This window comes from Arthrobacter sp. WCS2018Hpa-7, from assembly GCF_031843805.1.
In the GTDB taxonomy this organism is placed as follows: Bacteria; Actinomycetota; Actinomycetes; order Actinomycetales; family Micrococcaceae; genus Arthrobacter.
Genome location: NZ_JAVTJB010000002.1, coordinates 184,814 through 210,851 on the forward strand (window position 1 = coordinate 184,814; position 26,038 = coordinate 210,851).

The following is a 26,038-nucleotide window of genomic DNA, read 5'->3' on the forward strand; positions in this document are numbered from 1 at the left end:
TATGTTGGACGCGAAGACGATCGAAGCCATTGCCGACGAGCTCCTCGAAGCCGGCCGCAACCGCAAGCCGGTCCCGCGACTGACCGCCCGCTACCCCGACATGACGGTGGAGGATTCCTACGCCGTGCAGCAGTTGTGGAGGCGGCGGAACGAGGAAGCCGGGCGCACGTTGGTGGGGCGGAAGATCGGCCTCACGTCCAAGGCCATGCAGGCAGCCACCGGGATCACCGAACCGGATTACGGTGCCATTTTCGATGACATGGTCCTGGAAACGGGATGCTCCGTGGAGTGGGACAAATACACCCACCCTCGGGTTGAGGTGGAGTTGGCCTTCGTGCTGAAGTCCGGTCTCAAAGGGCCCGGCTGCACGATTTTCGACGTCCTCAACGCCACCGACTACGTGGTTCCGGCCCTCGAGATCCTGGACTCCAGGATCGAAATGGAGGGCCGGACCATCGTGGACACCATCTCGGACAACGCCGCGATGGGGGCCATGGTGGTGGGTGGTCGCCCGGTGCGGCCCGACGCCGTGGACCTCCGCTGGGTGTCCGCCATCCTGTACAAAAACCAGACCGTGGAAGAGACCGGAGTGGCAGCCGGAGTGCTGGATCATCCGGCCAACGGCGTGCACTGGCTGGCCAACAAGATCGCCGCGCACGGGGACTCCATGAAAGCCGGAGATATCATCCTGGCGGGCTCGTTTACCCGCCCGCTCTGGGTGTACAAAGGTGATACCGTGCACGCTGACTACGGACCGTTGGGAGTTGTGACATGCCACTTCAGCTAGGCCCCACTTTCTACTCGGCGCTCACTGAGGCGGGCCGGCCGCTCGCTGGCATGTGGGTGTGTTCCGGTAGCCCCTTGGTTGCAGAAATCTGCGCCGGATCCGGCCTGGACTGGGTCCTGATCGACGCCGAGCACAGTCCCAACGGACTGGAATCCATCCTGGCCCAGCTTCATGCCGTGAGTGGCTACCCGGTGCAGGCCATGGTCCGGCCACCCGTCAACGACACCGTGGTCATCAAGCAATACCTGGACCTCGGTGTGCAGAACCTGCTCATTCCCATGGTGAACTCGGCGTTTGAGGCCGCCTCCGCGGTGGCCGCTGTCCGGTATCCGCCTCATGGGGTCCGGGGCGTCGGCTCGGCGTTGGCCCGGGCGTCCCGATGGAACCGGGTTCCGGACTACTTGGCGACGGCCTCGGAGACCATCAGCCTCACGGTCCAGATCGAATCCGAGGCTGCGGCGTCTGCGGTGGAAGAGATCCTGGCCGTCGACGGTGTTGACGGCATATTCCTCGGCCCCTCGGACCTCGCTGCTTCCATGGGCCTGCTGGGACAGCAGGAAAATCCCTTGGTGAGGGCCGTCGTCGAGCACTGCCTCGCAGCCGCCAAAGCGGCCGGAAAGCCTGCCGGCGTGAACGCCTTCAACGAGTCAACCGCCCGCGCCTATCTCGACGCCGGTGCCTCCTTTGTGCTGGTCGGCGCCGACGTTGCGGTGCTGGCCCGCGCGTCGGAAGGGTTCGCGTCAACATACATTCCCGTGTCTGAAACGGCTGACCGCGAAAGCTACTGACCTGTTCCAGCCCGGGGTAGACGGTGGGCTAGGCTCGATGGAACGAGAGCCTGAGGGGGCAGAGCCGTGAATCGTCGTGGGTTAGCTGTGATTGCCGTAGTTGCTGTGCTCGGACTGGCCGGTTGTTCGTCGCCCACTGGCCCGGATGTCCTGGCGCGGGAAGCGACGGCGGAGGACGAGCTTCCGGAGACCGTAAGCCTTATCAGTGTGGACACGGACATCAAAGCGGGGTCGGCCCGGTTGCTGACAACGTATGACGATGTGGAGTACTTCGCGGCCAAGAGTTCCACTGGAGGGTCCGCCTGCTTGATTTCGGTGCCTGTAGGACTCCCGGGGCGGTGGAGGGCAGGTTGCGCAGCGTTGGCGACAGGCGAGGAAATCATCACTCTGACTGGCTTTGACGATTCACAAGCGACGCTCATCAACGATGGCGTGGATGCAGGCCAGCCGAAATACGACGGCTGGACCCAGATCCACCCCAACGTCCTGTACAAACCCCGCTAGCTACTTGCGGGCCATGTACCACTCCGTGAATTCACGGGCGCGGCCGTCCTCGGCGAATCGAATGACCCACAGGTTGTCGTAGGTGGGGTCCCCGTTGAGGTACGTGGTCAGGCCTTGGACGAACGCCGTGTCACCATCGGTGCCCAGGAGCGTCCACTCGAAGGTCCAATCCTCGGGCTTGTCGCCGGCGTCCGCCCACGCTTTCACGATTTCCTCGTGGCCGTTCCACTGTTTCGCCGTGTTGGGGCGGTCGTTGTAGACGGCGTCCTCGGTGAAAAGTGCCCTGATTTCTGCGGGGTCGTTTGAGGTCCACGCGCGTTCGTACTGGTCCATCCAAGAGTTCACGTCGCTCATCCCTCCGTTCTACCCTGCTGCTGGGCCGGGTTCAACGGGTGGGTGATTCCCCGGCTCGCGCGGCGGATGTGGTCCGGGGTGAGGCCGGTCTGTGAGGCGAGCTCCAGATCATCGCAGACCTGGTTCCGGAGGGCCCTCACAATGAGGGCCTCGCGGCGTTCGGTGATCTGCTCCCGGTGGCTTTTTGCTGCCTTCAAAGCCTCGCTCTTCGCCGCCAAAGCAGCCACGTGCGCATCGCGGGGGATTCCACTGGGGTGGAGGTCGTCATAAGCCAAAGCGATGGTCCTGACCGCTTTGACGTTCTCACCCGTGATGGCCGAAACGGTGGTCAGGCTGAGCCCGTCCTCGATGGCCTGTGCTATCAGCTCGTTTCTGGCCGCGCTCAGGTTACGGATAGCGCTGGCCGCATGCGAGATGAGCTGCCGATGAACTCCCAGCGCGTGTGCCAGAGTGGCGTGTTCTGTGTGTTCCTGCGCTTGCGGGCGCTGTGCCTTGGCCCTGTAGGTGTACCTTCCGGTGGCTGAGCGGCCCTGAGGGGAAACGGCGGGGGCTGAGCTGGTTCGGGGTGGCATGGGGCTCCCTTTTCGGTTCGGAACAGGTCCTTGTGATCCCTCGAATGTAGGCGTCGTTGGGCCGGGTGAGGAAATACCAATACCGCGTGAGCCCATAAGCAAAGTGCATGGAAGATGTGTCATAAGCCCCCCTTATAGATCCACGCACATTAGGTCTTATCCACAGCCCGCGAGAATCCCTAGTCTCGAAAAAGGGGACACGCGAATCCGCATGTCCTGAGTTCCATATTCCTGGAGGAGACATGTCCGAGTACCTGCCGGCGTCGAGGGTCACCCGCATCAAGTCCTCAGCGAGCGTCGCCGCGGCCGCCCGCGTCCGCGAACTGAAGGCTGAAGGCATCCCGATCATCGACCTGACCGTTGGCGAGCCGGACTTCGACACCCCGGACCACATCAAGGCCGCCGCCATCGAGGCGATCAACAACGGCGAGACCAAGTACACGTCGGTGACGGGTACCCCTGAGCTGCAAACCGCCATCCTGCGCACAATCGAGGGGCACACCGGACATCACTATGAGCGCAACCAGTTGACCATCGGCGGTGGCGCCAAACAGGTCCTCTACGTTGCCCTGATGGCGTCATTGAATGACGGGGACGAGGTGATCGTCCCCGCGCCATATTGGGTTTCGTACCCGGACATGGTGCTGGCGAACGACGGCACTCCCGTGATCGTCCCGTGCGGCGAAGAGGTGGGCTTCAAGCTCACGCCGAACGCCCTGGAAAAGGCCATCACCCCCAAGACCAAGTGGCTCATCCTCAATGCCCCGTCCAATCCGACCGGCGCTGTGTACACCCGCGACGAACTGCGGGCCCTCGGCGCAGTCCTGGAGCAGCATCCACAGGTGTACATCCTCACTGACGAGATCTACGACGAAATCCACTTCGGCGACGGCCGCGTCACCAGCCTGGTCACCGCCGCACCGGTTCTCAAGGACCGCATCCTGCTGGTCAACGGCGTCTCCAAGGCCTACGCCATGACGGGCTGGCGGCTCGGCTACGGCGTGGGACCGGCTCCTCTGATCGCCGCCATGAACAAGCTGCAGTCCCAAACCTCGTCCTGCCCGTCGTCCATCAGCCAGGCTGCCGCGGTAGCGGCGTTGAACGGTGACCAGACTTTCGTCCGCGACAGCGTGGAGGTGTACCGCAAGCGCCGGGACGCCGCCGTCGAGGGCTTGAATGCCATCGACGGACTGTCTGTTGCGCCGGCGGAAGGCGCCTTTTATGCCTACGTGAACTGTGGCGGGGTCATCGGCAAGACCGCTCCCGATGGCACCGTCATCAAGGACGACCAGGATTTCACGCTTTACCTCCTGGACGCTGCCCGCGTCGCTGTCATCCAGGGCTCGGCCTACGGCCTGGGTCCCTACTTCCGGATCTCCTTCGCCACCTCGCTGGAGACCATCAACGCCGGCGTGGACTCCATCCGCGACGCCGTCAACGCCCTGTCCTAAGACTCACAGAAAGATCCCGACCATGATCCACGTCAAGACCAGATTCGAGCGCCCGGATGCCGACATCGTCAGCCGCCTCGCCAAGTTTTCCTCAGCCACCATCCATGAAGCCCAGGGCCGCCGCGGCGCCCTGAGCTCCAAAATCAAGCCGATCGACCGGTCCATGTCCTTCTGCGGCCCGGCCGTGACTGTGGCCTGCGCCCCGCAGGACAACCTCATGCTCCAAGTGGCCATCCACTACGCACAGGCCGGCGACGTGGTTCTGGTCGGTGCGCAGGAAATGGCCGAAGCCGGCACGTTCGGCGACGTCCTGGGCAATGCCATGAAAGCCAAAGGCATCGCCGCCATGGTGACCGATTCCGGCGTGCGCGATACCCAGGACCTGATCGAACTCGGCCTGCCCGTCTTCTCCGGCAGCGTCAGCATCAAGGGGACCGTCAAGGAAACCCTCGGTCCGATCAACCACCCGATCGTCTTCGGCGACGAAATCATCTACCCCGGCGACATCCTCCGCGGCGACGCTGACGGCGTGGTGGTGGTGCGCCGCGAAGAAGCCGAGGAAGTCATCGCACTCTCCCGGGCCCGCGACGACCACGAACGCGAACTCATCAAGCTCTACCACGACGGCGGCACCACCATTGAGCTGTGCGGCCTGACCGAGAAGCTGAAGGAGAAGGGCCTGTTGGTCGAGGACTAAGGGTTTCCGAAAGGACCGGCCACCGCAGGACGGTGGCCGGTCCTTTGCCGTGCTGTTTGCCTATTCTTGGGCACCCCCACTTGGGCACAGTAAAGGCGCCTTGCCAGGGGCAGGGCGCCTTATGGTGGTGGAGCTTTGGTGAAGGTACGACGGCGGGTGGCCGGGTTTGTGGGGTTCGGCCGGGCCCGCGTGGGCTTAATCAAGCCCTGAGTGTCCCGGACGCGTGTCCACCAGGTGCCATTCGATGCTGCTGCCGGCGTGGGCGGGCATCAGGCTGCCTTCGAAGACGAAGAGGGGTTCACCGATGCCGCCACCCGGACGCCAGAAGCCGTTTCTTGGGCAATGGAATCCGGTTCGTGCGCTGACGGTTCCGCGGGTCGGATTCGACACCCATCCGGCTGTGCTGATCTTTTTCACCGTTGTTTCCTTTGAACTTGCCCGCGGAACCCCGTGGGCCTTTTTCGAATTTCTTTCTTATTCGATAATAGGAAATTGCAACGGCCTTGAATAAGACCAAAGGTGTCTGTCCGGATAAGCGATTGTTATGGATGGGCCGGCAGTTGCACGGGGTCGGTCCCGTACTTGTTGATCAGTTGTTGATGCAGCATCTCCTTGACCACCAGGAGCACGGCCGACGCGGCCTCTGACAGCGGCTCGTGGTCCGGGGTGCAGAGGGCAATCTTGCTCTGCAGTCCGGGCTCCACGATCCGCAGCACCTTGAAGTCCTGGTCCGGGAAGAGGGCGTCGGCGGCAGACTTCGGCAGCACGGTCCCGCCGAGGTTGGCCCTGATGAGCCTCGTCAGTGAAGGAACCGATTCCACTTCGCCTACCAGTTTCAGGGGAAGGTCCTGGTCCGCCAAACCCTTCTCGATGAGCTGACGCAGTGTGTGGTTCTTCTCCGGGAGGAACAGCCCCACCGTGCTGGCCTCCGCGAGGGTGATGGTGTCCTTGCCGTGGCTGATGTCCACATCGGGATGGACCACCAGGTGCAGGTCTTCCACGATCATGGTGGTGAACTGGACTCCACGGATCTTTCCAGGCTCATAGATGAGAGCCATGTCGAGGCGGCCGTTCTTGATGGCCTCGCTCAGTACGCCGCCGAAAATCTCCGTCAGATGCACCACGATGTCCGGGTAGCGGCGGCCCACTTCACGGATGATCTGGGGTGTCAGGCTAGAGGCCATGCTGTAGGGCGCAATCGCGATGGAGACCCGGCCGGAGGGGGCTGCGCCGGAGGACGCGACGTCCTGCCGGGCTTGTTCCACCAGCCGCAGAATCGACTGTGCATGGCGGTAGAGCGTGTGCCCGGCTGCCGTCGGTTCCACGCCTTGCTTGCTGCGGATCAGGAGGCGTTGCTTGAGGTCGTTTTCCAGTGCAGACACCTGCTGGCTGAGGGCCGGCTGGGCAACATGGAGCGCTGCAGCTGCCTTGGTGATGCTCCCCGAATCAACGATCTGCACGAAGTATGAGAGCTTCCGCGTGTCCATGGATGTACCTTCCTGGGGAGCCGTGCCCCGTGGGTGGGAAGTCCCCTTGGGTGGCAGGTCCCGATGTTCAAATATAGACGCATCGCCCAGCGGGCAGTCTCTGGGACCCATGCCACAGGGTGAGGTGGCGCAGGTCATAACGGAGAGCTATCACGGGATAGCTATTAGGTCTTTGTGCAACGTACTTGACCGGTGCAAGACTTTTAGGACGAACTTCCGGCAACGCTTCGGATTCCATCCAGCGGCTGTCATTTCCCGGAAATTCCATGGTGCCCAGTAAATGCCCTTTGCGAATTTCACCATCAAATGCAGGACCACGGAAAGAGAACCACGTGAAACCGATCATTGATCTTGTAGCGGATCTTGGAGAGGGATTTGGCGCCTACACCATTGGCGACGATTCCGAACTCCTGGAGATCGTGACAAGCGCCAATATCGCTTGTGGTTTCCACGCCGGTGATCCGGACATTATGGCGGCCACCGTTGCGCAATGCGTTCGCCGCGGAGTCGGCATCGGAGCCCACCCGAGCTTTCCGGACCTGCGTGGTTTCGGCAGGCGGGACATGGGCCTCACTGCAAGCGAGGTTCAGAACGACGTTGTGTACCAATTGGGTGCGCTGAACGGCTTCGCAGCCTTCCACGGTACCAAGGTCACGCACCTGGCACCCCACGGCCGGCTCGGCAACCTGGTTGCTGTCCGCGCTGACTACGCCCAGGCCGTGGCTGACGCCGCCGCCCGCGTAGACCCGGAGCTGATTGTGGTGGCGCAGGAAGGTGAACTGGCTGTCGCCTCACGGGCTGCCGGGCTTGACGTTGCAATCGTCGGCATCGTGGACAGGGCCTACCAGGAAGACGGCACCCTGGTTCCCCGCAGCCAGCCCGGCGCCGTGCTCCACGATCCCGCAGAGATCGTTGAGCGAACCCTCCGCATGGTGATGGAGGGCAAGATCCGCTGCGCCAACGGCGCGGACCTGGACATCGACGTCGACACCCTCCTCCTGCACGGGGACAACGCCGGGGCAGTTGACCTGGCACGCCGGATCCGTGCAGAGCTCCTCTCCGCCGGTGTGCGGATTGCCCCGGTAGCCGAGGTCATGGGCGCAAAGAAGAAGGTGGCCTGACATGTCCGTGCTCACAGCGGCCCCCACCGAGATCTACGAATCCGGAGACTCGGCACTGCGCGTCGTGGCCATCTCGGAGGCCAGCGAACACAACTGGCTGACCGTCCACGGACTGGCCGACTGGTTGGAAAACTGCGGAGCCGAAGGTCTTCATGGAGCCGTTCCCACCTACGATTCCGTGCTGGTGGAATTCGACCCCATCCTGGTTTCTGCCCGGCAGGTGCGGGCCTTCGTAAAGCTCGGGCTGCTGGAACTCGGCCACGCCGTGGGATCCGCGCAAGCACCCCGCGAGTTTGATGTGCCCGTGGTGTACGGCGGTGAATACGGTCCCGATCTGGAGCGCGTTGCTGAGCACCAGGGAATCTCCGTGGAGGAGGTCGTCCGCCTGCACACCCACAAGACCTACACTGTGCGTTGCCTCGGTGCTCCGGCTGGTTCTCCCATGATGGACGGCCCCGCCTTCCCCAAGCCCGTGCCCCGCCTCAAGGATCCCCGGCTCAGCGTTCCGGCTGGTGCCGTGGCAGTTGCCGGACGCCAGGCAGTCATCGCTCCGGCTGTAGCTCCCGGTGGATGGTGCGTCATCGGCCAGACCCCCTTGTCGGTCTTGAACATCCGGCGCGAACCGTTGGTGCCCTACAAGCCGGGCGACATCCTGCGGTTCCGGCAGATTCGTGCTGAAGACTTCAGCCAGTACGCCGGTCTCGAATTGGAGCCGATGGAAATGGCTGCTGTGGAGATGCCTCCCGCGGAGCTGGGAAGGCAGCCATGACCGGCGAAATCCTGATCCAGCAGCCCGGCAACTCGGTGGTCACGGACCTCGGCAGGACCCGCGGACCGCGTTTTGGCCTTCCCGTCAATGGTGCTTTGGACCAGTATTCAGCCCGTGCCGCCAACATCCTGGCAGGAAACCTGGACAACGATCCCTTGGTGGAGATCACTGCCCTGGACTTCCGGATGACGGCCACCACCGACATCCTGATCGCCGTCACCGGCGCCCCGCTCACACTGACCGTTGGCGGGCGGCCAGCCAGCCAGTGGGAACCGGTCTCGGTGCTTGCCGGAGAAACAGTGTCCCTCCGCGGGATCACCCGTGGCCTTCGCGCCTACCTGGCCATCCATGGCTCCATCGAGGCAGAAACACTGTTGGGCAGCGTGGCGCCGGATACCGTGGTGGGCTTCGGGCTCCAACTCAAGGAGGGCACCAGTCTCCTTACCCGGACGAGTGTTGGCCCGGTTCGCCAGCCCTACTTCGATCTCCCGCTCTTCCGGCTGGGCCTGGAACGCCCCAGCATGGACCCAAACCTGTTGGTCGACGTGACCGACGGACCGGACGTTGCCGAGTTTGGCGACTCCGGTGAACTGCTCTTCACCTCGGAGTACGCCGTCAGCGGCCGCAGCAACCACATTGGCCTGCGGCTCGGCGGAGACCTTCCGGAAAGAACCTCAAGCGGTGAGGTTCTTTCCCGCGGAGTGCCAGTAGGCGCCGTCGAGGTTCCCTCCAGGGAAGAGCTGCTGGTACTGCACCGGGGGCGCGGCGTCACCGCCGGGTATCCCGTCCTGGCAGTAGTCACCAGCACCGGACTGGATGTCCTGGCCCAAGCGCGGCCAGGGGACAAAGTCCGTTTTCGGAGAACCACAGTGGCAGAAGCAACTGCCGCCCATCGGCGCTCGCGGGCCCACCTTGAAACCCTCCGCGAATCCGTCAACACCGTCTTCGGACTACTCGGCATCGGATGCCGTCCCCAGTGGCAGGACCTACCAGTTGCGGCATGCAGCTAAAACCCTGTCGTCACACCAGTAGGCATTGCTACGCTCATCCCAGTAAGGAAAAGTCATGACCGCAAGCACCAACGCTGCCCCCGTGCAGCATGAGCGGCTCACCAGCCGCCAAACCCGCAAGGTTGTCACCGCAGGTTGTGTTGGCATCTTCGTGGAACTGTACGACAACGGCATTTTCGCCTTCATGGCCGGAACGCTGGCGCTCGTCTTCCTGGCCCCGGGCAACCCGGACAACGCCCTGCTCTTCGTCTTCGCCGGCTATGCGGTGTCGTTCTTTGTCCGCCCGCTGGGAGCGGTGGTCTGCGGCTACCTCGGAGACCGGATCGGCAGGCAAAAGCTGCTGGTCTTCGTCATTCTCCTGATCAGCGTTGCCACCGCTGGAATCGGCCTGCTGCCCCCTTATGCGGCCATCGGCATCGCGGCTCCCATCCTCTTGGTCCTGATGCGGCTCCTCCAGGGCTTCTCCGTGGGCGGCGAGGCCGCCGGCGCCATGACCTTCCTCGCTGAGCACGCTCCCGAAGGGAAGCGCGGCATCATCACCTCCTATGCCCAGATCGCCTCCTTCGCGGCACTCCTGACCGGTACCTTGGTTGCCTTCTCCATGTCGCCGTGGCTCACCCAAGCAGCCATCGACGGCGGCGGGTTTGGTTCGTTCGCATGGCGCATCCCGTTCCTGGTCGCCATCCCCATGGGCATCATCGGCTGGTACATCCGCAAGGCCATCAGCGATACCCCCAACTTCGAAAAGCTCAAGGAAGAGGGCGGCCTCTCCAAGAACCCGCTCAAGGAAGCCTTCCAGTCCAAGGAGCACCGCCGGGCCATGCTCCTGGCCCTCTTCATCCCGCTCATGAACGGCTCCGGCTACTACGTCCTGTTCTCCTACATGCCCACGTTCCTCAAGGGCAAGCAGCTGAACTTCACCATCGGCGAAGCCCTCCTGGTCACGGCCTGCAGCCTGGTTGTCATCTGCATCGCCATCCCGTTCATGGGAGCCCTCTCGGATCGCGTTGGCCGCAAGAAAGTCATCGCCGGATCCGCCATTGCCATGGCAGTGCTTGGAATCCCGTCCTACGCCCTCATCGCCACTGGTGAAATGGGCCTGGCCATCCTCGGTGCCTGCATCATGGCCGTCGTGTTCGCCGGACACACCGCCGTCATCCACATCCTGATCGTGGAGCTGTTCCCCACCCGTGTCCGCTACTCGGCCTATGGCCTGGGCTACAACGTTTCCTCCGCACTGTTCGGCGGCACGGCTCCGTTGCTCATGACCTGGCTGATCGGCAGCACCGGCAACATCTACATGCCGGCGTTCTACGCAGTCATTACCGCGCTCGGCACGCTCATCGCGGTCAGCACGGTCAAGGACCGCGCCCACGAACCGCTGCGCGACGCGTAGCACCACCTGCCTCCGCGCTCCATCAACCAAGGCAGTGCGCCGGATCTCCGGGTCTGGCGCACTGAGCCCCACCGATTCCCCACCTTTTGGAGAACCCAATGTCCTTTTCTGACTACACCACCGCACTCGTCACCGGCGCCTCAACCGGCATGGGCGCAGCCATCGCCGAACGCCTCGCCAAGCGGGGCCTGACCGTTCACGCCGTGGCCCGCAACGAGGAACGCCTCGCCGAGCTGGCCGACCGCACCGGAGCAGTCCCGCACGTGGTTGACCTGACAGATACCGCCGCGCTGGCCGCCGTCGTGAGCGACCTCAAGGTGGACGTCCTGGTGAACTGCGCGGGCGTTTCCCGGCCGGGCAACATCCTGGACTCCTCCGAAGAGGACATTGATGAGCTGGTGGACGTCAACCTCCGCGGACTGCTGCAGCTCACCCGCCTGGTCCTGCCGGGCATGGTGGAGCGCGACCTCGGCCACGTCATCAACATCAGCTCCATCGCCGGCGTGTACAACTTCTACGGCCACACCGTCTATCACGCCACCAAGGCCGCCGTGCACCAAATCTCCCGCCAGCTCCGTAACGACACCGTGGGCAAGCGCATCCGCGTCACCGAGATCTGCCCGGGACGCGTGGAGACCGAGATCTTCGGCCGCAACCTGGGCGGTACGCCCGAGGCCATGAAAGAGGCCTGGCAGACCTACTACGAGGGCTACGAGTCGCTCACTACCGACGACATCGTGAACGCCCTGGACTACGCCATCGAAACGCCGCGCCACGTCAACGTGGGCATGCTCGAGCTCATGCCGACGTTCCAGGTGCCCGGCGGACTGACGTTCGACCGGCGCTGACGCCTCCGCGCTGACGATGGACCCGCGCTGATGCTTTCGGTCAGCACCCCACAGGTTCCGGTGGCATCACTCCCGTCACCGGAAATACAAGCTGGCGGCCGCCTTCCCGCGGCCGCCAGCACCCGTTAATGGGCCTGGACGGTCGGCCAACAGCGCACGACGCCGGTCGGGTCAGTCCTCGTCCAACGTTTCAGTCAGGTGGTGCGTGGGGATTCGGTCCCGGTCGTACGTAATTTCCGTGTAGCCGTGTGGCTGCGGACGTCCGTCGGTGCCCAGGTTCACGAAGACGATTTCCTCGATGGTCAGGATGGGCTGACGGGTGATCATATTGCGGACTTCGGCGCGCATGGTCAGGGAGGTACGGCCGAAGCGCTTGGCCGTCAGCCCCATCTCGATCAGGTCGCCCTGCACGGCCGAGCTCACAAAGTTGATCTCGGAGATGTACTTGGTGACGGCCCGGCCATTGCCCAGTTGGAGGATGGCGTAAATCGCGGCCTCTTCATCGATCCACTTCAGCAGGCTGCCACCAAAGAGCGTGCCGTTGGCGTTGAGGTCCTCGGGCCGCACCCATTTGCGGGTGCGAAAGGTGATGTCTGCTTTTTCCATAATCCGAGATTATCGAACTGCGGCGGCTGCCGCTTGATGTTGCGCCCCAGAACGGACGCCCAGCCTGGACCTTGCCATCAATGTGTTGCCCCGCGGCGCCATTCCACGTCACGCCCGCCCAGTTACGCCATTGCCGTGTGGGATGCGCTGTGGGAGTCGATCCTCTTGGAGTAGCAATACGATTCTGTGACGCCAACGTACGGACCAAAATTTGGTACCGCTGCAAAACCGGCGCTCTCGTAGAAGCTCCGACCGTCAGACTGGGCCGAACCCGCCTCCGCTGCGATGACGCCGAACCCGTGGGAGTGTGCCTGGGCTTCGAGTGCGGCCAGAATGGAGCTCGCCACACCCGAACCACGGGCATAGGGGACCACGTAAAGCCTCTTGATCTCAGCAGTCTTCTCGTCGAGCATCCTCAGCCCGCCGCATCCCAGCGGTTGACCTGAGCATTTCTCGTAGGCCACCACAAACACAGCAGTGTCTGCTTCCGACGGAGGAGGTCCAGGCTCGTGGTCCGTACTGCCGAACCGTGCATCGAGTTCAGCCTGCTGCGCGGCCCGGAGGTCAGCACCCACGGGGTTGGCCCATGTGACCTGCCGGATGTTGAGCCGTGGGTTGGTCTGCATCTTGCCTCTTTTCGCCGGGTTTCGGGGAGGTGTCTATGCGTCTTAAGCCTAGGGAGCTGTGGTTACCGCGGTGTTTCCTGCGCGTAAGCGTCGGGAGAATTGCTGGCCTTTTCCTGCGTTGTGAGGCCCGCTCTGCGCACTCCGGACTCGTTGTGGGGCGCAGAGCAGGCCTCACAACGCCAGAATCAGGACCACACCGATCAGGGCCGACGGGCCTCGCCCGTGGGGTCCTCGGCGGTTCGATCGGCCAAGGCCATTCCGCCCACAGGGATCTGGTCCCAGTGCAGCACCTTCCAGCCATTCCGGGGGTCGCCTTCGAGAGCCACGATGCCGGTGTTCGGGAGTTGATGGATCTGAGCGAAAACAGTGTCGATGTCCGTCGCCCGGCGTCCCGCCCAGCAGCGGATCGCGGCACCATGGCTGACGATCGCCGCCGTGGAGTGTCCAGCGGCCACAACTTCCTCCACGGACGCATCGAACCGGGCGAAGAAGTCGTGCCCGTTGAAAGCGCCCGGCATCCGTACGTCCAAGTCGCCATCCGTCCAGGCAAAGATTGTGCTCATGTAGCGGAGGTGCGACTCATGGTCTGTTTTCTTCTCCAATGCGCCCGCCTCAATCTCATGGACCCCCGCCAGAATGGCTGGCTCCAAGCCTGTGGCCTTCGCCAAGGGAGCGACAGTCCTTTGGGTGCGCAGCAGCGTGGAGGTGTAGAGCGCTTCGATGGCTTCGTCCGCCAGCGCATCCGGGAGGGCCGCTGCTTGGCGCTCACCGAGTTCGGTCAGTCCCGGCCCTGGAAAGGCGGTGTCCAGTTGGCCGGCAACATTCCCGGGCGTTTGTCCGTGCCTGATCAACAGGAGCTTCATGGGTGCTCCGCTCCTTACGTCGTCACTGATCCGTTTCCACAGAGGGTCCCGCGGTCAGACGCACCGCCGTGCTCGTTGCGCTGGTTGCGCGCCTCGCCCCGGCTGTGCTGGTCGCGCCGGCTTTGCTGGTTTGCACTGGCCGCACCGGGTTCCTCCCCGTGTACTCCCAGCCAATCAGCCCCTCAAGCACCGGAAGGACCCGACACGCCGTGTCCCGGAACTCCACCCTCGATCCCGGCAGAACAACCGGGAGAAAACACGATTAACGCCGACGGCGGGCCGAGGCACCCAGCCCCTGCCCGCCGTCGTCGTGCGTTTGGTCTTACTGCAGGTGGTCCACCAACTTGTCGGCGATGCCCGTGTATTTGCCCGGGGTCAGGGCGAGCAAGCGTGCCTCGGCGTCGGCGGAGAGGCCAAGCCCCTGCACGAATTCCTGCATGCGGGCGCCATCCACGCGCTGGCCGCGGGTGAGGTCCTTGAGCCGTTCATAAGGGTTTTCCATGCCTTCCACACCGGCGATTGCCTCGGCGCGCATGACCATCTGGATGGCTTCACCCAGGACTTCCCAGTTGCTGTCGAGGTCGCCTGCGAGGACTTCCTCGGCGACGTCGAGGGCTTTGAGGCCCTTGGCGACGTTGGAGATGGCCAGCAGCGAGTGGCCGAAGGCGACACCGATGTTGCGCTGCGACGAGGAATCCGTCAGGTCGCGCTGCCAGCGGGAGGTCACCAGCGTGGCACCCAAGGTGTCCAGGAGGCCGTTGGAGATTTCGAGGTTGGCTTCCGCGTTCTCAAAACGGATCGGGTTGACCTTGTGCGGCATGGTGGAGGAACCCGTGGCGCCGGCAACCGGGATCTGGCGGAAGTATCCGATGGAGATGTAACTCCAGATGTCCGTGCAGACGTTGTGCAGGATGCGGTTGAAGCGCGCGATGTCTGCGTAGAGCTCAGCCTGCCAGTCGTGGCTTTCGATCTGCGTGGTGAGTGGGTTCCATGTGAGGCCCAGGCCTTCAACGAACGTCTTCGCGACGGCTTCCCAGTCAGCACTCGGTACTGACGCGACGTGGGCGGCGTAGGTGCCGGTGGCGCCGTTGATCTTGCCCAGGAACTCGGTCTTGGCGATTCGTGCCAGCTGGCGGTTCAGGCGGTGGGCGATGACCGCGAGTTCCTTGCCAAGCGTGGTGGGGGTAGCTGGCTGGCCGTGCGTGCGGGACAGCATGGGCACGGCGCGGTTCTCTTCCGCCATGGCCTCGATCTGCTGGACGAGGGCGGCAGCGTTCGGGAGCCACACGTCCTCCACAGCGCCCTTGATGCCTACAGCGTAGGAGAGGTTGTTGATGTCTTCGGACGTGCAGCCAAAGTGCACCATGGCCGTCAGGTTCTCGATCCCAATGGCGGGCAGGCGGCGGCCGATGTAGTACTCCACGGCCTTGACGTCGTGGACGGTAACAGCTTCGATCTCGGCAAGTTCATTGACCGATGCGGCGTTGAAATCGGTGACAATGGCACGCAGCTGCGCGACTTGCTCGCCGGACAGTGGACCGGCGCCCGGCAGTACGGACTGGCTGGTCAGGTGGATGAGCCACTCGACTTCGACGTGAACACGATCGCGGTTGAGTGCAGCCTCGGACAAGTAGTCCACGAGGGGCGCGACGGCGGCACGGTAGCGGCCGTCAAGGGCGCCAAGGGCGAGAGGTTCGGAAGCGAGGGACACGCGAGGGGATTCAGCCATGGTGCCTATTCTTTCATGTTCCGCCAGGGGACCCGAGTCAGTGACGATGCTATGTGGACGGCTCCCCGGGTTATCCACATACGCGACGTCGGCGCTTCCGTTGGGTTCTGCCGCTCCGTAGCGTCGAACCTACCGATCAGCAGAACAATCAATGGAGTACACGGACATGAGCGTCGGCTTGATGCCTGCAGCCAACCCGCCCACTTTCGACCCCCTGGAGTGCGCCTCCCGAAGCCACGAAGTCCAACGGCTCGCTTGGCGCATCAAGACCTGCGTGGACCAAGTAGATGCTGTTCTTACGTCCCTGCGAAGAACCCAAATGGACGATTGGCAGTCTCCCGCCGGACGCGCCTACCGGACAACCATTGCCCTGCACGCTTCCGCGCTGATGCGTGCCCGTGAGGCCATGGACACCGCCGCTGCCTTGATGCTGCGTCATTCCCAAAACGTCTCAGTCTCGGGCGGGAGGGGCCGGTAATGGCTGATTCAGCTCCAGTGGGAGCCGGTGAAGCACCCCGGCCTCTATCTCCGGCGCCGGACGGAATTCTCACCATACGGGGCGGGGTAGGAGGGATGTCTTTCCAGTTGGAAGAACTTCTGCGGGGCGCAACCCAGCTCGATGACGTGGTCCAACAACTCCTTGGTATCGAAGACGAGGCACGTCGGGTCCAGGATGATCTGGAACCGTATCTGTATGAATCCCTTGACACCGGTCGCAATGCTGCCGACGCCGTGGCCGGGAGCAGGCGGGACGTGGCGCGGGTGCGTCAGGAGTTGGTCGAGGTCAGCTCGAGCGTCCGGGCCAGCCACCGGGACTACCAGAAAGTAGAGGCCGGCAACGGTTTCAAGCAGAAGCTGCGTCTCGATGAGCTCAGGAGCTCCGGGGCAGCCTGGGTCCTTGACCGGGACATGACGCACAACCTCCTCAGGGCAGTGGTAGTTCCACCTTGGACGAACGCGAGGGATACCCTTCACGGCATTCTGGAGTCGCCGCTCCTGGCAGCCCTTCAACCCCGTCACGTGAGCATCGAAAGGATGGAGCAATCCATAGAACCTGTGGAGCCTTCAATGGCAGAAAGCCTTCGTCGTCTCGAGAGGCTTCACTCCCGTAACAGCGGCGAGATTGAGGTCATCCAGTTCGAACAGGACGGCTCGTCGTCCTGGATGGTGCTGATACCTGGAACTCAACCCAACTCGCCCAACACGAACCCGCTCGATATCCCGGGGATCGGCGAGGCTGTTGCCTACGATTCGGAGGAAGTGATCCCGGCCGTTGGCCAGGCCCTCCGCGAAGCCGGGGCGGAAGCCGGAGACCAAGTTGTGGCGGTAGGGCACAGCCAAGGAGGCGTGCATGCCATGAACCTCAGCCAGAACCAGGCATTTCTCAGCGAGTTCGACCTCAAATATGTGCTGACAGCCGGAGCCCCTGTCGGCGGGATTACCCCGGAGCCAGGTATCACCTCACTCCACTTGGAACATGTGCAGGACTGGGTCCCGGGAACAGACGGCCAAGTGAACGCCGACACGAAAGACAGGGTGACGGTGTCGCTGACAGACGAGATCAGGACACCCGAAGGACAGGACGCAGGCCTTGGCCCGGGACACGACCAGGAGAACTACGCGGCAGGAGCAGAGCTGGTTGCCGCAAGCCATGACGAGTCACTGGCCGCCTCGTCAGCCGTATTCGCAGGCGTTGTGGGTGCCGGAGGGGTAGCAAGAGTGACGCGATTCAAGATGGAAAGGGCGCCAATGCCGGTTTCATCATCGCTGGAGAAGCCTGACTCGCCGCCGACGGTCCAGGACACGAAGAAAGCGGCCGGAACGCGGTAGGCGCTGCTCCTACCGCTTGCGCGTACCCGGAATCAGGCCGGCCACCATCGAGATGATGCTGATGATGAGCGAGGCCAGGATGGCGGTCCAGAAGAACGAGTCGAGGGTGAGGTGGACGGGTGTGAAAGAGCTCAGCCAGGCAGTGAGGTACAGCATCGCCGCGTTGATCACGACGGTGAACAGGCCAAGCGTCAGGATGGTGACCGGGAGGGACAGCAGCCGGACCAGGGGGCGGACCACCGCGTTCACTACGCCGAAGATCAGGCCTATGAACAGGTACGCCAGGATGATGCCGGCGGTGTCTGCGCCTTGGGTGAGGCCTGCGTTGGTGGCGGCTTTCTCGGTGGCGCTGGTGCTGATATCCATGCCTTGCAGCAGCCAGGTGGCCACCCACAGGGCAAGCCCGTTAATGAGGACGCGAATGATGAATGAACCCATGGGCCCATGCTTTCACACGGAGCTGATAATCAGCTCAGCATCAGTCATAAGCAGCCAAGTAGGCTTGAAGCCATGACTACTACTGACAACGCACCGGAGGGCGTACTCCCTCGACCGGTCGTGGACAGGCTACCGAAGTACGCGGCAGGTAAACCCCCCGCTGCGATCGAGGGCCTCACCAGCTACAAATTGTCGTCCAACGAAAACCCGCTGCCTCCGATTCCTGCAGTGTTGCAGGCAATTGCAGACCAGTCCGATATCAACCGCTACCCGGATCCACTCGCCACCAAGCTGCGCACCGCACTTGCCGGCTTCCTTGATGTCCCCGCCGACGATGTCGTCACTGGCGCGGGCAGCCTTGGCGCACTGAACCAGATTCTCGCAACGTTTGCCGGGCAGAATGACGACGGCAAGCAGGACGAGGTCATCTACGCCTGGCGTTCCTTCGAGGCATACCCCATCTGTGTGGGCCTCGCAGGTGCCGCCAGCGTCCAGATCCCGTTGCTGGCTGACGGACGGCACGACCTCGAGACCATGGCCTCGGCTGTCACTGTCCGTACCAAGGTGATCCTCCTGTGCACCCCGAACAACCCCACGGGGCCCATCCTCACCGCAGAGGAAACCGAGCGCTTCATCCAGTCGGTACCCCCACACGTGGTGGTGGTCATCGATGAGGCGTATCAGGAGTTCGTTCGGGATTCAGGCGCGGTGGACGGCGTTAAGTTGTACCGCAACTATCCCAACGTGGTGGTGCTGCGGACTTTCTCCAAGGCGCACGGACTGGCCGGATTGAGGGTTGGGTACAGCGTCTCAGGTCCCCTGCTCACTCAGCACCTCCGAGTCACCGCTACTCCTTTCGCAGTTTCCCAAATTGCAGAACGCGCAGCCGTCACCTCCATCGAGAATTTTGATCAGGTTGTGGAAAGGGTACAAAGCCTGGTGGACGAGCGGGACCGTATCACGGCCGGACTCCGGGACCTTGGGTGGTTCGTTCCGGAGGCCCAAGGCAACTTCGTTTGGCTGAACCTTGGGCAGCACAGTGGCGAGTTTGCGGCCTTGGCGGCAGAGCAGGCATTGTCCGTTCGGGCCTTCGCCAATGAGGGAGTTCGGGTGAGCATCGGTGAGGTCGAGGCCAACACCCGATTCCTGGAACTCTGTGCAGGTTATACAAATGCACCGCTGGGTTCCTAGCGGTTAACAAATGCGCCAACCGAACTTACTGCCGATAAAGTAAGGGACGAAAGCCAATAATATGCCCGTTCCGGAATACATTCCGGAACGGGCATATATCCCAGCGACAGACATTGCGCGGCGCCCCGCCGTGGCAAGCAAGGAGACGGAATGGGCTCGACACAACTGCCCCCCGGGACGGAAGACACTCTCGCGGCAACCTCCGCGGCAGCAGCCGCGCCAGGCGAACCGGTGGACATGGTTCAGTTGCTAGGCCCTGACGGAAAGCTGGGTTCAGATCCTGTGTTCTCGGATTACGCCAAGCGGATCGACCCCGAGAAGCTGCGTGTTTTCTATGCCGACATGGCCAGGATCCGCCGGTTCGACCAAGAAGCCACCGCCTTGCAGCGCCAGGGTGAGTTGGCGCTGTGGGTGCCGCTGACAGGTCAGGAAGCCGCGCAGATCGGTTCGGGCCATGCAAGCCAGCCCCAGGACTACATCTTTCCCACGTACCGCGAACACGGTGTCGCGCTGGTCCGCAACGTAGACCTCGCCGAGCTGCTCAAGCAGTTCCGCGGTGTGTCCAACGGTGGCTGGGATCCCCGCGAGAACAACTTCCACCTGTACACGCTGGTCCTTGCAGCCCAGACGCTGCACGCAGTTGGCTATGCCATGGGCATCCAGAGGGACCAGAAGCTCGCCGCAGCAGCTGATTCCACAGACCCCAAAGCCGCAGTCATCGCTTATTTCGGTGACGGAGCCAGCTCAGAAGGCGACGTCCACGAGTCCATGGTCTTTGCTGCGTCCTACGACGCACCGGTGGTGTTCTTCTGCCAGAACAACCACTGGGCGATTTCCGTGCCCACCGAAGTCCAGACCAAGGTTCCGCTGGCCAATCGCGCCAAGGGCTACGGCTTCCCGGGAATCCGGGTCGACGGCAATGACGTGATCGCAGTCCACGCCGTCACCGAGTGGGCCTTGGAACATGCCCGTGAGGGCCGCGGCCCGGTGCTGATCGAGGCCTACACCTACCGGGTGGGCGCACACACCACGGCTGATGACCCCACCAAGTACCGCGAATCCGCCGAGGAAGCTGCCTGGCGCGAGAAGGATCCCCTGGACCGCCTGGAGATGTACCTGCGCACCGAAGGGCTGGCGGACGAAGCTTTCTTTGACCAGGTCAAGGCCGACGGCGATGAGCTGGCCAAGTATGTCCGCAGCACCACGCATGGCCTTGAAGTTCCGGACATCCGCGACGCGTTCGCCAGCGTCTACGCCGAACAACACCCGCTGATTGCGGAGGAACTGGCTTGGTTCGAGGAATACTCGGCCGGCTTCGAAAGCGATGAGGAGACAGCTCACTGATGGCAACCATGACCATTGCGAAGGCCATTAACGAGGGTCTCCGCGCATCGCTGACGAACAATCCCAAGTCCCTGCTCATGGGCGAGGATATCGGTCACCTTGGCGGCGTCTACCGCGTCACCGATGGCCTCATCAAGGAATTTGGCGACGAACGCGTCCTCGACACACCCCTGGCTGAGTCGGGCATTGTGGGTACGGCCATCGGCTTGGCCCTGCGTGGCTACTCGCCGGTGTGTGAGATCCAGTTCGATGGCTTTGTCTACCCGGCCTTCAACCAAATCACCACGCAGCTGGCCAAGATCCATGCCCGCAGCCTCGGCAAACTCACCGTGCCTGTGGTCATCCGCATTCCGTACGGCGGCGGCATCGGCTCGATCGAGCACCACTCCGAGTCTCCGGAGGCGCTGTTCGCACACACCGCCGGCCTGCGCATCATCTCGCCGTCCAACGCCCACGATGCTTACTGGATGATCCAGAAAGCCATTGAGTGCCAGGATCCCGTGATCTTCTTCGAGCCTAAGCGCCGCTACTGGCTTAAGGGTGAAGTGGACGTCGAGAATGCCGGCCTTTCCGAGGACCCGTTCAAAGCCCACGTTGTCCGCGAAGGTACTGATGCCACGATCGTGGCGTACGGACCACTGGTGCCCGTGGCCTTGGCTGCTGCCAACGCTGCCACGGAGGACGGACGGAGCATCGAGGTCATCGACCTCCGCTCCATCTCGCCCCTGGACTTCGACACCGTTGAAGCCTCGGTCAAGAAGACCGGGCGCCTGATCGTCGCCCACGAGGCCCCCACTTTTGGCGGTATCGGAGGTGAGATTGCGGCACGTATCAGCGAGCGGGCATTCTTGCATCTGGAAGCTCCTGTGATCCGGGTGGGCGGGTTCCATATGCCCTATCCCGTTGCCAAGGTGGAAGAGGACTACTTGCCGGACATCGACAAGATCCTCGAAGCGCTCGACCGTTCACTGGCCTACTAACGCCCAGAGGCCTGCCAGCGCCCTCTCGCCTACCAAACCGCCCTGATCCTGCCCGGCTTCGCTGCCAGGTAACCGGAAATCGAGGACCACTGTGACTGTAAAGAAATTCAACCTGCCGGACGTCGGCGAGGGCCTGACCGAGGCCGAGGTAGTGGCTTGGAAGGTCAAGCCCGGCGACGTCGTAGCGATCAACGATGTCCTGTGCGAGATCGAGACCGCAAAGTCCCTCGTCGAGCTGCCCTCGCCGTTCGCCGGCACAGTCACTGAGTTGCTGGTGGAAGAAGGCATCACGGTGGAGGTTGGCACGGCAATCATCGCTGTTTCCGAAGGTGCCGAAGGCACGGAGGACACAAAGGGTACAGGGGGCGATGCCGCGCCGGCAGCGCCCGCCGTCGAGATGCCGTTGTACGGCAAACTGCCCGCCGATGACGACCACGATGACAACCGTCCAGCCGGAGGTCCGTTGGTAGGTTCGGGACCGAAAGCCGACGCCGTCAAGCGACGCGCGCGAAAGCGTCCGGCGGGTTCGGTTGAGGCAGCCACGGTCGCCGAGAATGCCGAAGGTACAGTTCAGGACCACCAGGCCGTGCTGGAAGCCAAGGCGGCCGAAGCGGCGGTTTCCCACCGCACGACGCCGGCACACACCGCCGTAGCGCCCGTCACCCAGGCGCCGGGCGCCCAGGCCCCTGTCACCCAAGCGCCGGCCCCGCGAGCATCTCAACCCACGGGCACGCCGACGGCTGCTTCCCGAGGTGCTGCCATCAGCGGCACCATCAGTGGCTTGGTGAACAAGGTCCTTGCCAAGCCTCCGGTACGTAAGTTTGCCCGTGATCTTGGCATCGACCTCGCCGATGTCGTGGCCACTGGCCAGCGAGGCGAGGTGACGCGTGAAGACCTGGTGAGCTACCAGGCGCAGCGCGATGCCGAACACGACCAAGCAGACTCGTTCTGGGGCGCCTCCAAGAAGCCACAGGACCAGCGCGTAGAGCGCACGCCGGTCAAGGGCGTACGCAAGGCGACCGCGAAGGCCATGGTTGATTCGGCTTTCTCGGCCCCCCACGTCAGCATTTTTGTGGACGTGGATGCCAGCCGCACCATGGAGTTCGTCAAACGCCTGAAGGTCTCGCGGGACTTCGAAGGCATCAAGGTGTCGCCCTTGCTGATCCTTGCCAAGGCAGTCATCTGGGCCGCCGCCCGCAACCCCAGCGTCAACGCAACGTGGGTGGACAACGCTGACGGGAATGGCAACGCCGAGATCCAGGTCAAGCACTACATGAATCTTGGCATCGCTGCCGCAACGCCGCGTGGCCTCATGGTGCCCAACATCAAGGACGCCCAGGACCTCTCGCTCAAGGAGTTGGCTCTTGCGCTCAACGAGCTGGCTACCAAGGCCCGCGCGGGCAAGACGCAGCCGGCTGAGATGCAGGGCGGAAGCCTGACCATCACCAATATCGGCGCGCTCGGCATTGATACAGGAACGCCGATCATCAACCCGGGCGAGGTTGCCATCATCGCGTTCGGAACCATCAAGCAGAAGCCCTGGGTCCTGGACGGCGAAGTCATTCCCCGCTGGATCACCACGCTGGGCGGTTCCTTCGACCACCGGGTGGTGGACGGCGATCTGTCGGCGCGCTTCATGGCCGATGTTGCAGCCATTCTCGAAGAACCGGCGCTGTTGCTTGACTGACCGGGACGCCTCGCAGGCCCCGGCCACGGTTACATCTTCAGGCGCGGGTCAGGGGACAGTGGTTGCCACTGACCATCCTGGCCACGTGCCCCCTCAACTGGTGACGGGGCCGTGGCGTACGGTTGCCCGCATTCTGACGGAAGTGTTCCAGCCGCCGATTGTGGTGACCGTGCTGTTGCTGGTCAGTCCCGCAATCGAACCCGGTTTTCCGGGCACCATTTGGTTCGGGCTCTTGGCTGCCCTCTTCGTTTGTGTCCTGCCGCTGGCCTACGTGTTGTTGATGGTCAAACTGGGCAGGATCACCGACCACCACGTCAGCGACCGGCGCCAGCGGCCCGCGCTGCTCCTGATGGCCTTGGTGTCAGTGGTGGTTGGCCTGGTGGTGCTGCAACTGATAAATGGTCCGGTCAGCGTCTCGGTGATGATCATCGCGCTCATCGGTGGCATCGGGATTTTGGCGGTGGTCAGCGCCTTCTGGAAGATGAGCGGCCACGCCTCTGCCTTGGCCGCGGCGGCGGTAATTGTCGTCGCGATGTTCGGACCCGCCTGGCTGCCGGTGCTGCTCTTGGTCCCTGCGGTGGGCTGGTCGCGTCTGGTCCTGCGTGCCCATACCCTGGGCCAGGTCATTGTGGGCTCACTGTTTGGTGGCGTGGTGATCGCCGGGCTGTGGTGGTTGCTGCGGGAGTGGATGCTCCAGCGATGAGCACGCCACCCGAGCGTGCCGTCCAGGTTTAGAACGCCGGGTAGCTGACCAGCAACGCCTGAAGTTCGGTGGTGGACATGTTGTTGGCCATCTCCACGCTGATGCCCATGGCAATGGCTGCAATGGTGACCATGGCAACGCAGGCCACGGACAGGAAACGCCAATCCTTGCGGAACACGCTTCCCAGGGTTTCCGGCATCTCAAGGCCCGGAGTGATCATGTTGGGGGCGCTGTCCCAAGAGCCGTCGTCGAGCATCGCGATGATGCGATCATTGCTGCGGTCATAGCGCATGGTGCTGATGTTGTTGCCGTGGCGGGCAAGCAGAATGTCGTGTCCCACGCGCTGGCGCGGCTGCAAAGTAAGCAAGTAAATGATCCCCTGAAGTCGGATATTGGAGGTGGCACGCGCCATTGGGGCATCTCAATTTTATAACGATGACTTCAGGGGGATGGCTCAAAAGACGCCAAACGCCGGGTGAGGCTCCCCACCCGGCGCCGTGATTCAGCTCGCTTTACGGCTGGTCGGTCTTGGCGATGTAGACGTCGCACGGTGCAGTGTGGGCCACGGTGTTGGCCACGCTGCCGAGCACGCGGCCCAGGCCCTGCATGCGCCGGTTCCCCACCACGATGAGCACGGCGTCCTGTATTTCGGCTTCCTTCACCAGGGCTTCGCCGGGCTTGCCGCGCGCTGCGGAGTAGGTGACCTCAAGACCCTCGTGGGACAGCCGTTCCGCCACGGTGCGGGCTACGGTTTCCGCTTCGGCGGCGTCGGACACGATCCACTTGTCGGTGCCGATCTCAACCACCTCGGTGCGGTTGCTGTCGAAAGCACTGACAACGCGCAGGCTGGCTCCGAGGCCGATGGCCAATTGCTGAGCGGCCTGTGCTGCCCTCATTGCCGTCTCGCTGCCGTCTACTCCGACAATCACAACTCCGGTCATTGTGCTGCTCCTTCATTGGTGGCTGTGATGGCTTCTGCCAAAACTGGGGCCAGGCGGCGGACGCCTTCGGCAATCGTATCCGGCGGGACTGCGCTGAACGCCAGGCGGAGCTTGTTGGAGGGGCCGTCGGCCGGCGAGAAGGCTGCGCCGGGGATGAAGACGACGCCGGCGTCGATTGCTTTCGCGAGCAACGGGTACGTGTCCACGCCCTCGGGCAGGGTCACCCACACGAAGAATCCGCCGTCCGGCCGGGTCCACGTGAGGCCCTCCGGCATGTACTCGTCGAGGGCGGAGAGCAAGGCCTCGCACCGCTCTGCATAGAGTTTGCGGTACGTGTCTATCTGGCCCTCCCAGTCGTACTCGCGCAGATATGCCGAGACCAGCATCTGGTTCAGCGGCGGCGGGCAGAGCGTCACGGCCTCGGAGGCCAGGTAGAAGCGACGCTGCAGGTGGGCGGGCACCAGCGCCCAGCCAATCCGAAGACCGGGAGCGAAGATCTTTGAGAAGGAGCCGAGGTAGATGACGTCGTCCGGGTTGGCGGCGCGCATCGGCGCGATGGGGTGGCCGTCGAAACGCAGCAGCCCGTAGGGGTTATCTTCCAGGACGATAATATTCGCTTCGCGGCATATATCGACGATTCGCTGCCTGCGCTCCTCGGCCAGGGTGATTCCGGAGGGATTGTTGAAGTTGGGGATCGTGTAGAGGAACTTGATGTTCTTGCCCTGCGACTGAAGCGCCGCGATCCTGGCCTCAAGAAGCTCAGGCACCAGGCCGTCGTCGTCCATGTTGATCGGCTCCACCTCCACCTGGTACGCCTCGAACGTGTTCAAGGCGCCCACGTAGGTGGGGTTTTCCACCAGGACTACATCGCCGGGGTTGCAGAAGACCTTGGTGGCCACATCCTGTGCCGACTGCGAGCCGGCAGTGATCACCACATTGCCGGGATCGGCGTCGGTAATGCCTTCGGCGGCCATGATCTCGCAGATCTGTCGGCGGAGCTCTTCGGTGCCTTGTCCGCCGCCGTACTGAAGTGCCGTCATCCCCTCTTCGGCGATGATGCGGGCGGCGGTCTGGCCAAGCTTCTCCAGCGGCAGCGACTGCAGATAGGGATTGCCTCCGGCGAGCGAGACAAGGCCCGGCCGCATGGAGATGTCGAAGACGTCCCGGACGGCAGATTGCTTGATGTTTGCGGCGCGCGCGGAGAACAGTTCCTCGTGCGGGTGTGCGGCCGTGGCGGCCCGCTCAATGGCGTCGATGGCTTCAGCGGGCAGCGTTGCGCCGGCATCCAATGTTTCGTGGGTCACAGTCACAGGATA

At 63.2% G+C, this 26,038-nt stretch carries 29 protein-coding genes; 17 read left to right on the forward strand and 12 right to left on the reverse strand.

All coding sequences use genetic code 11. The annotated features are described in order from the left end of the window. The first annotated feature begins 1 nt into the window (after position 1). From hpaH to RQH14_RS03460, 3 genes are all read left to right on the forward strand, one after another. Positions 2–787, forward strand: a complete 786-nt coding sequence (gene hpaH / locus RQH14_RS03450) for a 2-oxo-hept-4-ene-1,7-dioate hydratase (protein ID WP_311211943.1) — start codon at positions 2–4, stop codon at positions 785–787. Then, positions 772–1,575, forward strand: a complete 804-nt coding sequence (locus RQH14_RS03455) for an HpcH/HpaI aldolase/citrate lyase family protein (protein WP_311211944.1) — start codon at positions 772–774, stop codon at positions 1,573–1,575. Before hpaH ends, RQH14_RS03455 begins: the two co-directional genes overlap by 16 nt. Positions 1,576–1,662: 87 nt before the next feature. Continuing rightward, positions 1,663–2,079: a hypothetical protein gene (locus RQH14_RS03460; RefSeq protein WP_311211945.1), complete on the forward strand. Its 417-nt coding sequence runs from the start codon at positions 1,663–1,665 to the stop codon at positions 2,077–2,079. Here the strand turns inward: RQH14_RS03460 and RQH14_RS03465 are convergent, their stop codons facing one another. Together RQH14_RS03465 and RQH14_RS03470 are read right to left on the reverse strand one after the other, a co-directional pair. Continuing rightward, positions 2,080–2,433: a nuclear transport factor 2 family protein gene (locus RQH14_RS03465; protein ID WP_311211946.1), complete on the reverse strand. Its 354-nt coding sequence runs from the start codon at positions 2,431–2,433 to the stop codon at positions 2,080–2,082. It abuts the gene before it with no gap. Further along, positions 2,430–3,005 (reverse strand): hypothetical protein, encoded by a 576-nt coding sequence (locus tag RQH14_RS03470; RefSeq protein WP_311211947.1) that lies wholly within the window; start codon positions 3,003–3,005, stop codon positions 2,430–2,432. The genes RQH14_RS03465 and RQH14_RS03470 overlap by 4 nt, the downstream gene beginning before the upstream one ends. 242 nt (positions 3,006–3,247) lie before the next feature. Here RQH14_RS03470 and RQH14_RS03475 point away from each other — a divergent pair, with 242 nt between their 5' ends. Both RQH14_RS03475 and RQH14_RS03480 read left to right on the forward strand, forming a co-directional pair. Next, on the forward strand, positions 3,248–4,456 hold the full coding sequence (locus RQH14_RS03475; RefSeq protein ID WP_311211948.1) for an aspartate transaminase: 1,209 nt from the start codon (positions 3,248–3,250) through the stop codon (positions 4,454–4,456). 22 nt (positions 4,457–4,478) lie between these two features. Further along, positions 4,479–5,153: a 4-carboxy-4-hydroxy-2-oxoadipate aldolase/oxaloacetate decarboxylase gene (locus tag RQH14_RS03480; RefSeq protein ID WP_311211949.1), complete on the forward strand. Its 675-nt coding sequence runs from the start codon at positions 4,479–4,481 to the stop codon at positions 5,151–5,153. Positions 5,154–5,348: 195 nt separating this feature from the next. Here the strand turns inward: RQH14_RS03480 and RQH14_RS03485 are convergent, their stop codons facing one another. Beyond that, positions 5,349–5,570, reverse strand: a complete 222-nt coding sequence (locus tag RQH14_RS03485) for a hypothetical protein (protein WP_311211950.1) — start codon at positions 5,568–5,570, stop codon at positions 5,349–5,351. Between the two features lie 125 nt (positions 5,571–5,695). Then, the gene (locus tag RQH14_RS03490) at positions 5,696–6,640 is read right to left on the reverse strand and encodes a LysR substrate-binding domain-containing protein (protein ID WP_311211951.1); all 945 of its coding nucleotides are present in this window, start codon (positions 6,638–6,640) and stop codon (positions 5,696–5,698) included. A gap of 332 nt (positions 6,641–6,972) precedes the next feature. Here RQH14_RS03490 and RQH14_RS03495 point away from each other — a divergent pair, with 332 nt between their 5' ends. The 5 genes from RQH14_RS03495 (at position 6,973) to RQH14_RS03515 (ending at position 11,784) form a co-directional block, all read left to right on the forward strand. Then, the gene (locus RQH14_RS03495) at positions 6,973–7,761 is read left to right on the forward strand and encodes a 5-oxoprolinase subunit PxpA (RefSeq protein WP_311211952.1); all 789 of its coding nucleotides are present in this window, start codon (positions 6,973–6,975) and stop codon (positions 7,759–7,761) included. A 1-nt stretch (position 7,762) separates the two neighbouring features. Beyond that, positions 7,763–8,530 (forward strand): carboxyltransferase domain-containing protein, encoded by a 768-nt coding sequence (locus tag RQH14_RS03500; protein ID WP_311211953.1) that lies wholly within the window; start codon positions 7,763–7,765, stop codon positions 8,528–8,530. Further along, a complete protein-coding gene (locus tag RQH14_RS03505) occupies positions 8,527–9,540 on the forward strand; it encodes an allophanate hydrolase (protein ID WP_311211954.1) in 1,014 nt (337 codons plus the stop codon). Before RQH14_RS03500 ends, RQH14_RS03505 begins: the two co-directional genes overlap by 4 nt. A 55-nt stretch (positions 9,541–9,595) precedes the next feature. Further along, the gene (locus RQH14_RS03510) at positions 9,596–10,936 is read left to right on the forward strand and encodes an MFS transporter (RefSeq protein ID WP_311211955.1); all 1,341 of its coding nucleotides are present in this window, start codon (positions 9,596–9,598) and stop codon (positions 10,934–10,936) included. A 98-nt stretch (positions 10,937–11,034) separates the two neighbouring features. Beyond that, positions 11,035–11,784, forward strand: coding sequence for an SDR family oxidoreductase (locus RQH14_RS03515; protein ID WP_311211956.1), 750 nt, complete (start codon positions 11,035–11,037; stop codon positions 11,782–11,784). Between the two features lie 171 nt (positions 11,785–11,955). On the opposite strand, the gene RQH14_RS03520 is transcribed toward RQH14_RS03515, so the two are convergent. The 4 genes from RQH14_RS03520 to purB all read right to left on the reverse strand — a co-directional run bounded on the left by RQH14_RS03520 (position 11,956) and on the right by purB (position 15,608). Beyond that, complete coding sequence (locus RQH14_RS03520) at positions 11,956–12,390, reverse strand: acyl-CoA thioesterase (protein ID WP_089596607.1); 435 nt, start codon at positions 12,388–12,390, stop codon at positions 11,956–11,958. A gap of 122 nt (positions 12,391–12,512) precedes the next feature. Next, entirely contained in the window at positions 12,513–13,016 is a 504-nt protein-coding gene (locus RQH14_RS03525; protein WP_311211957.1) for a GNAT family N-acetyltransferase, read from the reverse strand. A gap of 200 nt (positions 13,017–13,216) precedes the next feature. Then, entirely contained in the window at positions 13,217–13,879 is a 663-nt protein-coding gene (locus RQH14_RS03530) for a histidine phosphatase family protein (RefSeq protein WP_311211958.1), read from the reverse strand. Positions 13,880–14,201: 322 nt separating this feature from the next. Further along, a complete protein-coding gene (gene purB, locus RQH14_RS03535) occupies positions 14,202–15,608 on the reverse strand; it encodes an adenylosuccinate lyase (RefSeq protein WP_311211959.1) in 1,407 nt (468 codons plus the stop codon). A gap of 166 nt (positions 15,609–15,774) precedes the next feature. Between purB and RQH14_RS03540 the strand changes: the two genes are divergently transcribed. Then, positions 15,775–16,086 (forward strand): hypothetical protein, encoded by a 312-nt coding sequence (locus tag RQH14_RS03540; RefSeq protein WP_311211960.1) that lies wholly within the window; start codon positions 15,775–15,777, stop codon positions 16,084–16,086. A 95-nt stretch (positions 16,087–16,181) separates the two neighbouring features. Continuing rightward, on the forward strand, positions 16,182–17,438 hold the full coding sequence (locus tag RQH14_RS03545; RefSeq protein WP_311211961.1) for a hypothetical protein: 1,257 nt from the start codon (positions 16,182–16,184) through the stop codon (positions 17,436–17,438). Positions 17,439–17,447: 9 nt separating this feature from the next. Here RQH14_RS03545 and RQH14_RS03550 read toward each other — a convergent pair whose 3' ends face one another. Continuing rightward, positions 17,448–17,876: a phage holin family protein gene (locus tag RQH14_RS03550; protein WP_311211962.1), complete on the reverse strand. Its 429-nt coding sequence runs from the start codon at positions 17,874–17,876 to the stop codon at positions 17,448–17,450. 72 nt (positions 17,877–17,948) lie between these two features. On the opposite strand from RQH14_RS03550, the gene RQH14_RS03555 reads away from it, so the two are divergent. The 5 genes from RQH14_RS03555 (at position 17,949) to RQH14_RS03575 (ending at position 23,781) form a co-directional block, all read left to right on the forward strand. Then, entirely contained in the window at positions 17,949–19,067 is a 1,119-nt protein-coding gene (locus RQH14_RS03555) for a histidinol-phosphate transaminase (RefSeq protein WP_311211963.1), read from the forward strand. A gap of 150 nt (positions 19,068–19,217) precedes the next feature. Beyond that, complete coding sequence (pdhA, locus tag RQH14_RS03560; protein WP_311211964.1) at positions 19,218–20,411, forward strand: pyruvate dehydrogenase (acetyl-transferring) E1 component subunit alpha; 1,194 nt, start codon at positions 19,218–19,220, stop codon at positions 20,409–20,411. After that, positions 20,411–21,391 carry an alpha-ketoacid dehydrogenase subunit beta gene (locus RQH14_RS03565; RefSeq protein ID WP_311211965.1) on the forward strand — a complete coding sequence of 327 codons (981 nt, stop codon included), beginning with the start codon at positions 20,411–20,413 and terminating at the stop codon, positions 21,389–21,391. The genes pdhA and RQH14_RS03565 overlap by 1 nt, the downstream gene beginning before the upstream one ends. A 91-nt stretch (positions 21,392–21,482) precedes the next feature. After that, positions 21,483–23,078, forward strand: coding sequence for a dihydrolipoamide acetyltransferase family protein (locus RQH14_RS03570; protein ID WP_311211966.1), 1,596 nt, complete (start codon positions 21,483–21,485; stop codon positions 23,076–23,078). Between the two features lie 100 nt (positions 23,079–23,178). Continuing rightward, the gene (locus RQH14_RS03575; protein WP_311212095.1) at positions 23,179–23,781 is read left to right on the forward strand and encodes a phosphatase PAP2 family protein; all 603 of its coding nucleotides are present in this window, start codon (positions 23,179–23,181) and stop codon (positions 23,779–23,781) included. A gap of 28 nt (positions 23,782–23,809) precedes the next feature. Here RQH14_RS03575 and RQH14_RS03580 read toward each other — a convergent pair whose 3' ends face one another. From RQH14_RS03580 to RQH14_RS03590, 3 genes are all read right to left on the reverse strand, one after another. After that, the gene (locus RQH14_RS03580) at positions 23,810–24,121 is read right to left on the reverse strand and encodes a hypothetical protein (protein ID WP_311212096.1); all 312 of its coding nucleotides are present in this window, start codon (positions 24,119–24,121) and stop codon (positions 23,810–23,812) included. A gap of 172 nt (positions 24,122–24,293) precedes the next feature. Then, positions 24,294–24,722, reverse strand: a complete 429-nt coding sequence (locus RQH14_RS03585; RefSeq protein ID WP_311211967.1) for a universal stress protein — start codon at positions 24,720–24,722, stop codon at positions 24,294–24,296. After that, positions 24,719–26,026, reverse strand: coding sequence for a PLP-dependent aminotransferase family protein (locus RQH14_RS03590; RefSeq protein WP_311211968.1), 1,308 nt, complete (start codon positions 26,024–26,026; stop codon positions 24,719–24,721). The genes RQH14_RS03585 and RQH14_RS03590 overlap by 4 nt, the downstream gene beginning before the upstream one ends. Between the last annotated feature and the right edge of the window lie 12 nt (positions 26,027–26,038).

Excerpts from the sequence above, each read along its gene's own strand:
- RQH14_RS03455 (WP_311211944.1), top strand. The coding sequence starts at position 772 with ATGCCACTTCAGCTAGGCCCCACTTTCTACTCGGCGCTCACTGAGGCG.
- RQH14_RS03520 (WP_089596607.1), bottom strand. The coding sequence starts at position 12,390 with ATGGAAAAAGCAGACATCACCTTTCGCACCCGCAAATGGGTGCGGCCC.
- RQH14_RS03515 (WP_311211956.1), top strand. The coding sequence starts at position 11,035 with ATGTCCTTTTCTGACTACACCACCGCACTCGTCACCGGCGCCTCAACC.
- RQH14_RS03490 (WP_311211951.1), bottom strand. The coding sequence starts at position 6,640 with ATGGACACGCGGAAGCTCTCATACTTCGTGCAGATCGTTGATTCGGGG.
- RQH14_RS03505 (WP_311211954.1), top strand. The coding sequence starts at position 8,527 with ATGACCGGCGAAATCCTGATCCAGCAGCCCGGCAACTCGGTGGTCACG.
- RQH14_RS03480 (WP_311211949.1), top strand. The coding sequence starts at position 4,479 with ATGATCCACGTCAAGACCAGATTCGAGCGCCCGGATGCCGACATCGTC.
- hpaH (WP_311211943.1), top strand. The coding sequence starts at position 2 with ATGTTGGACGCGAAGACGATCGAAGCCATTGCCGACGAGCTCCTCGAA.
- RQH14_RS03525 (WP_311211957.1), bottom strand. The coding sequence starts at position 13,016 with ATGCAGACCAACCCACGGCTCAACATCCGGCAGGTCACATGGGCCAAC.
- RQH14_RS03585 (WP_311211967.1), bottom strand. The coding sequence starts at position 24,722 with ATGACCGGAGTTGTGATTGTCGGAGTAGACGGCAGCGAGACGGCAATG.
- RQH14_RS03565 (WP_311211965.1), top strand. The coding sequence starts at position 20,411 with ATGGCAACCATGACCATTGCGAAGGCCATTAACGAGGGTCTCCGCGCA.
- RQH14_RS03470 (WP_311211947.1), bottom strand. The coding sequence starts at position 3,005 with ATGCCACCCCGAACCAGCTCAGCCCCCGCCGTTTCCCCTCAGGGCCGC.
- RQH14_RS03475 (WP_311211948.1), top strand. The coding sequence starts at position 3,248 with ATGTCCGAGTACCTGCCGGCGTCGAGGGTCACCCGCATCAAGTCCTCA.
- RQH14_RS03500 (WP_311211953.1), top strand. The coding sequence starts at position 7,763 with ATGTCCGTGCTCACAGCGGCCCCCACCGAGATCTACGAATCCGGAGAC.
- pdhA (WP_311211964.1), top strand. The coding sequence starts at position 19,218 with ATGGGCTCGACACAACTGCCCCCCGGGACGGAAGACACTCTCGCGGCA.
- RQH14_RS03550 (WP_311211962.1), bottom strand. The coding sequence starts at position 17,876 with ATGGGTTCATTCATCATTCGCGTCCTCATTAACGGGCTTGCCCTGTGG.
- RQH14_RS03540 (WP_311211960.1), top strand. The coding sequence starts at position 15,775 with ATGAGCGTCGGCTTGATGCCTGCAGCCAACCCGCCCACTTTCGACCCC.
- RQH14_RS03555 (WP_311211963.1), top strand. The coding sequence starts at position 17,949 with ATGACTACTACTGACAACGCACCGGAGGGCGTACTCCCTCGACCGGTC.
- RQH14_RS03545 (WP_311211961.1), top strand. The coding sequence starts at position 16,182 with ATGTCTTTCCAGTTGGAAGAACTTCTGCGGGGCGCAACCCAGCTCGAT.
- purB (WP_311211959.1), bottom strand. The coding sequence starts at position 15,608 with ATGGCTGAATCCCCTCGCGTGTCCCTCGCTTCCGAACCTCTCGCCCTT.
- RQH14_RS03465 (WP_311211946.1), bottom strand. The coding sequence starts at position 2,433 with ATGAGCGACGTGAACTCTTGGATGGACCAGTACGAACGCGCGTGGACC.
- RQH14_RS03510 (WP_311211955.1), top strand. The coding sequence starts at position 9,596 with ATGACCGCAAGCACCAACGCTGCCCCCGTGCAGCATGAGCGGCTCACC.
- RQH14_RS03530 (WP_311211958.1), bottom strand. The coding sequence starts at position 13,879 with ATGAAGCTCCTGTTGATCAGGCACGGACAAACGCCCGGGAATGTTGCC.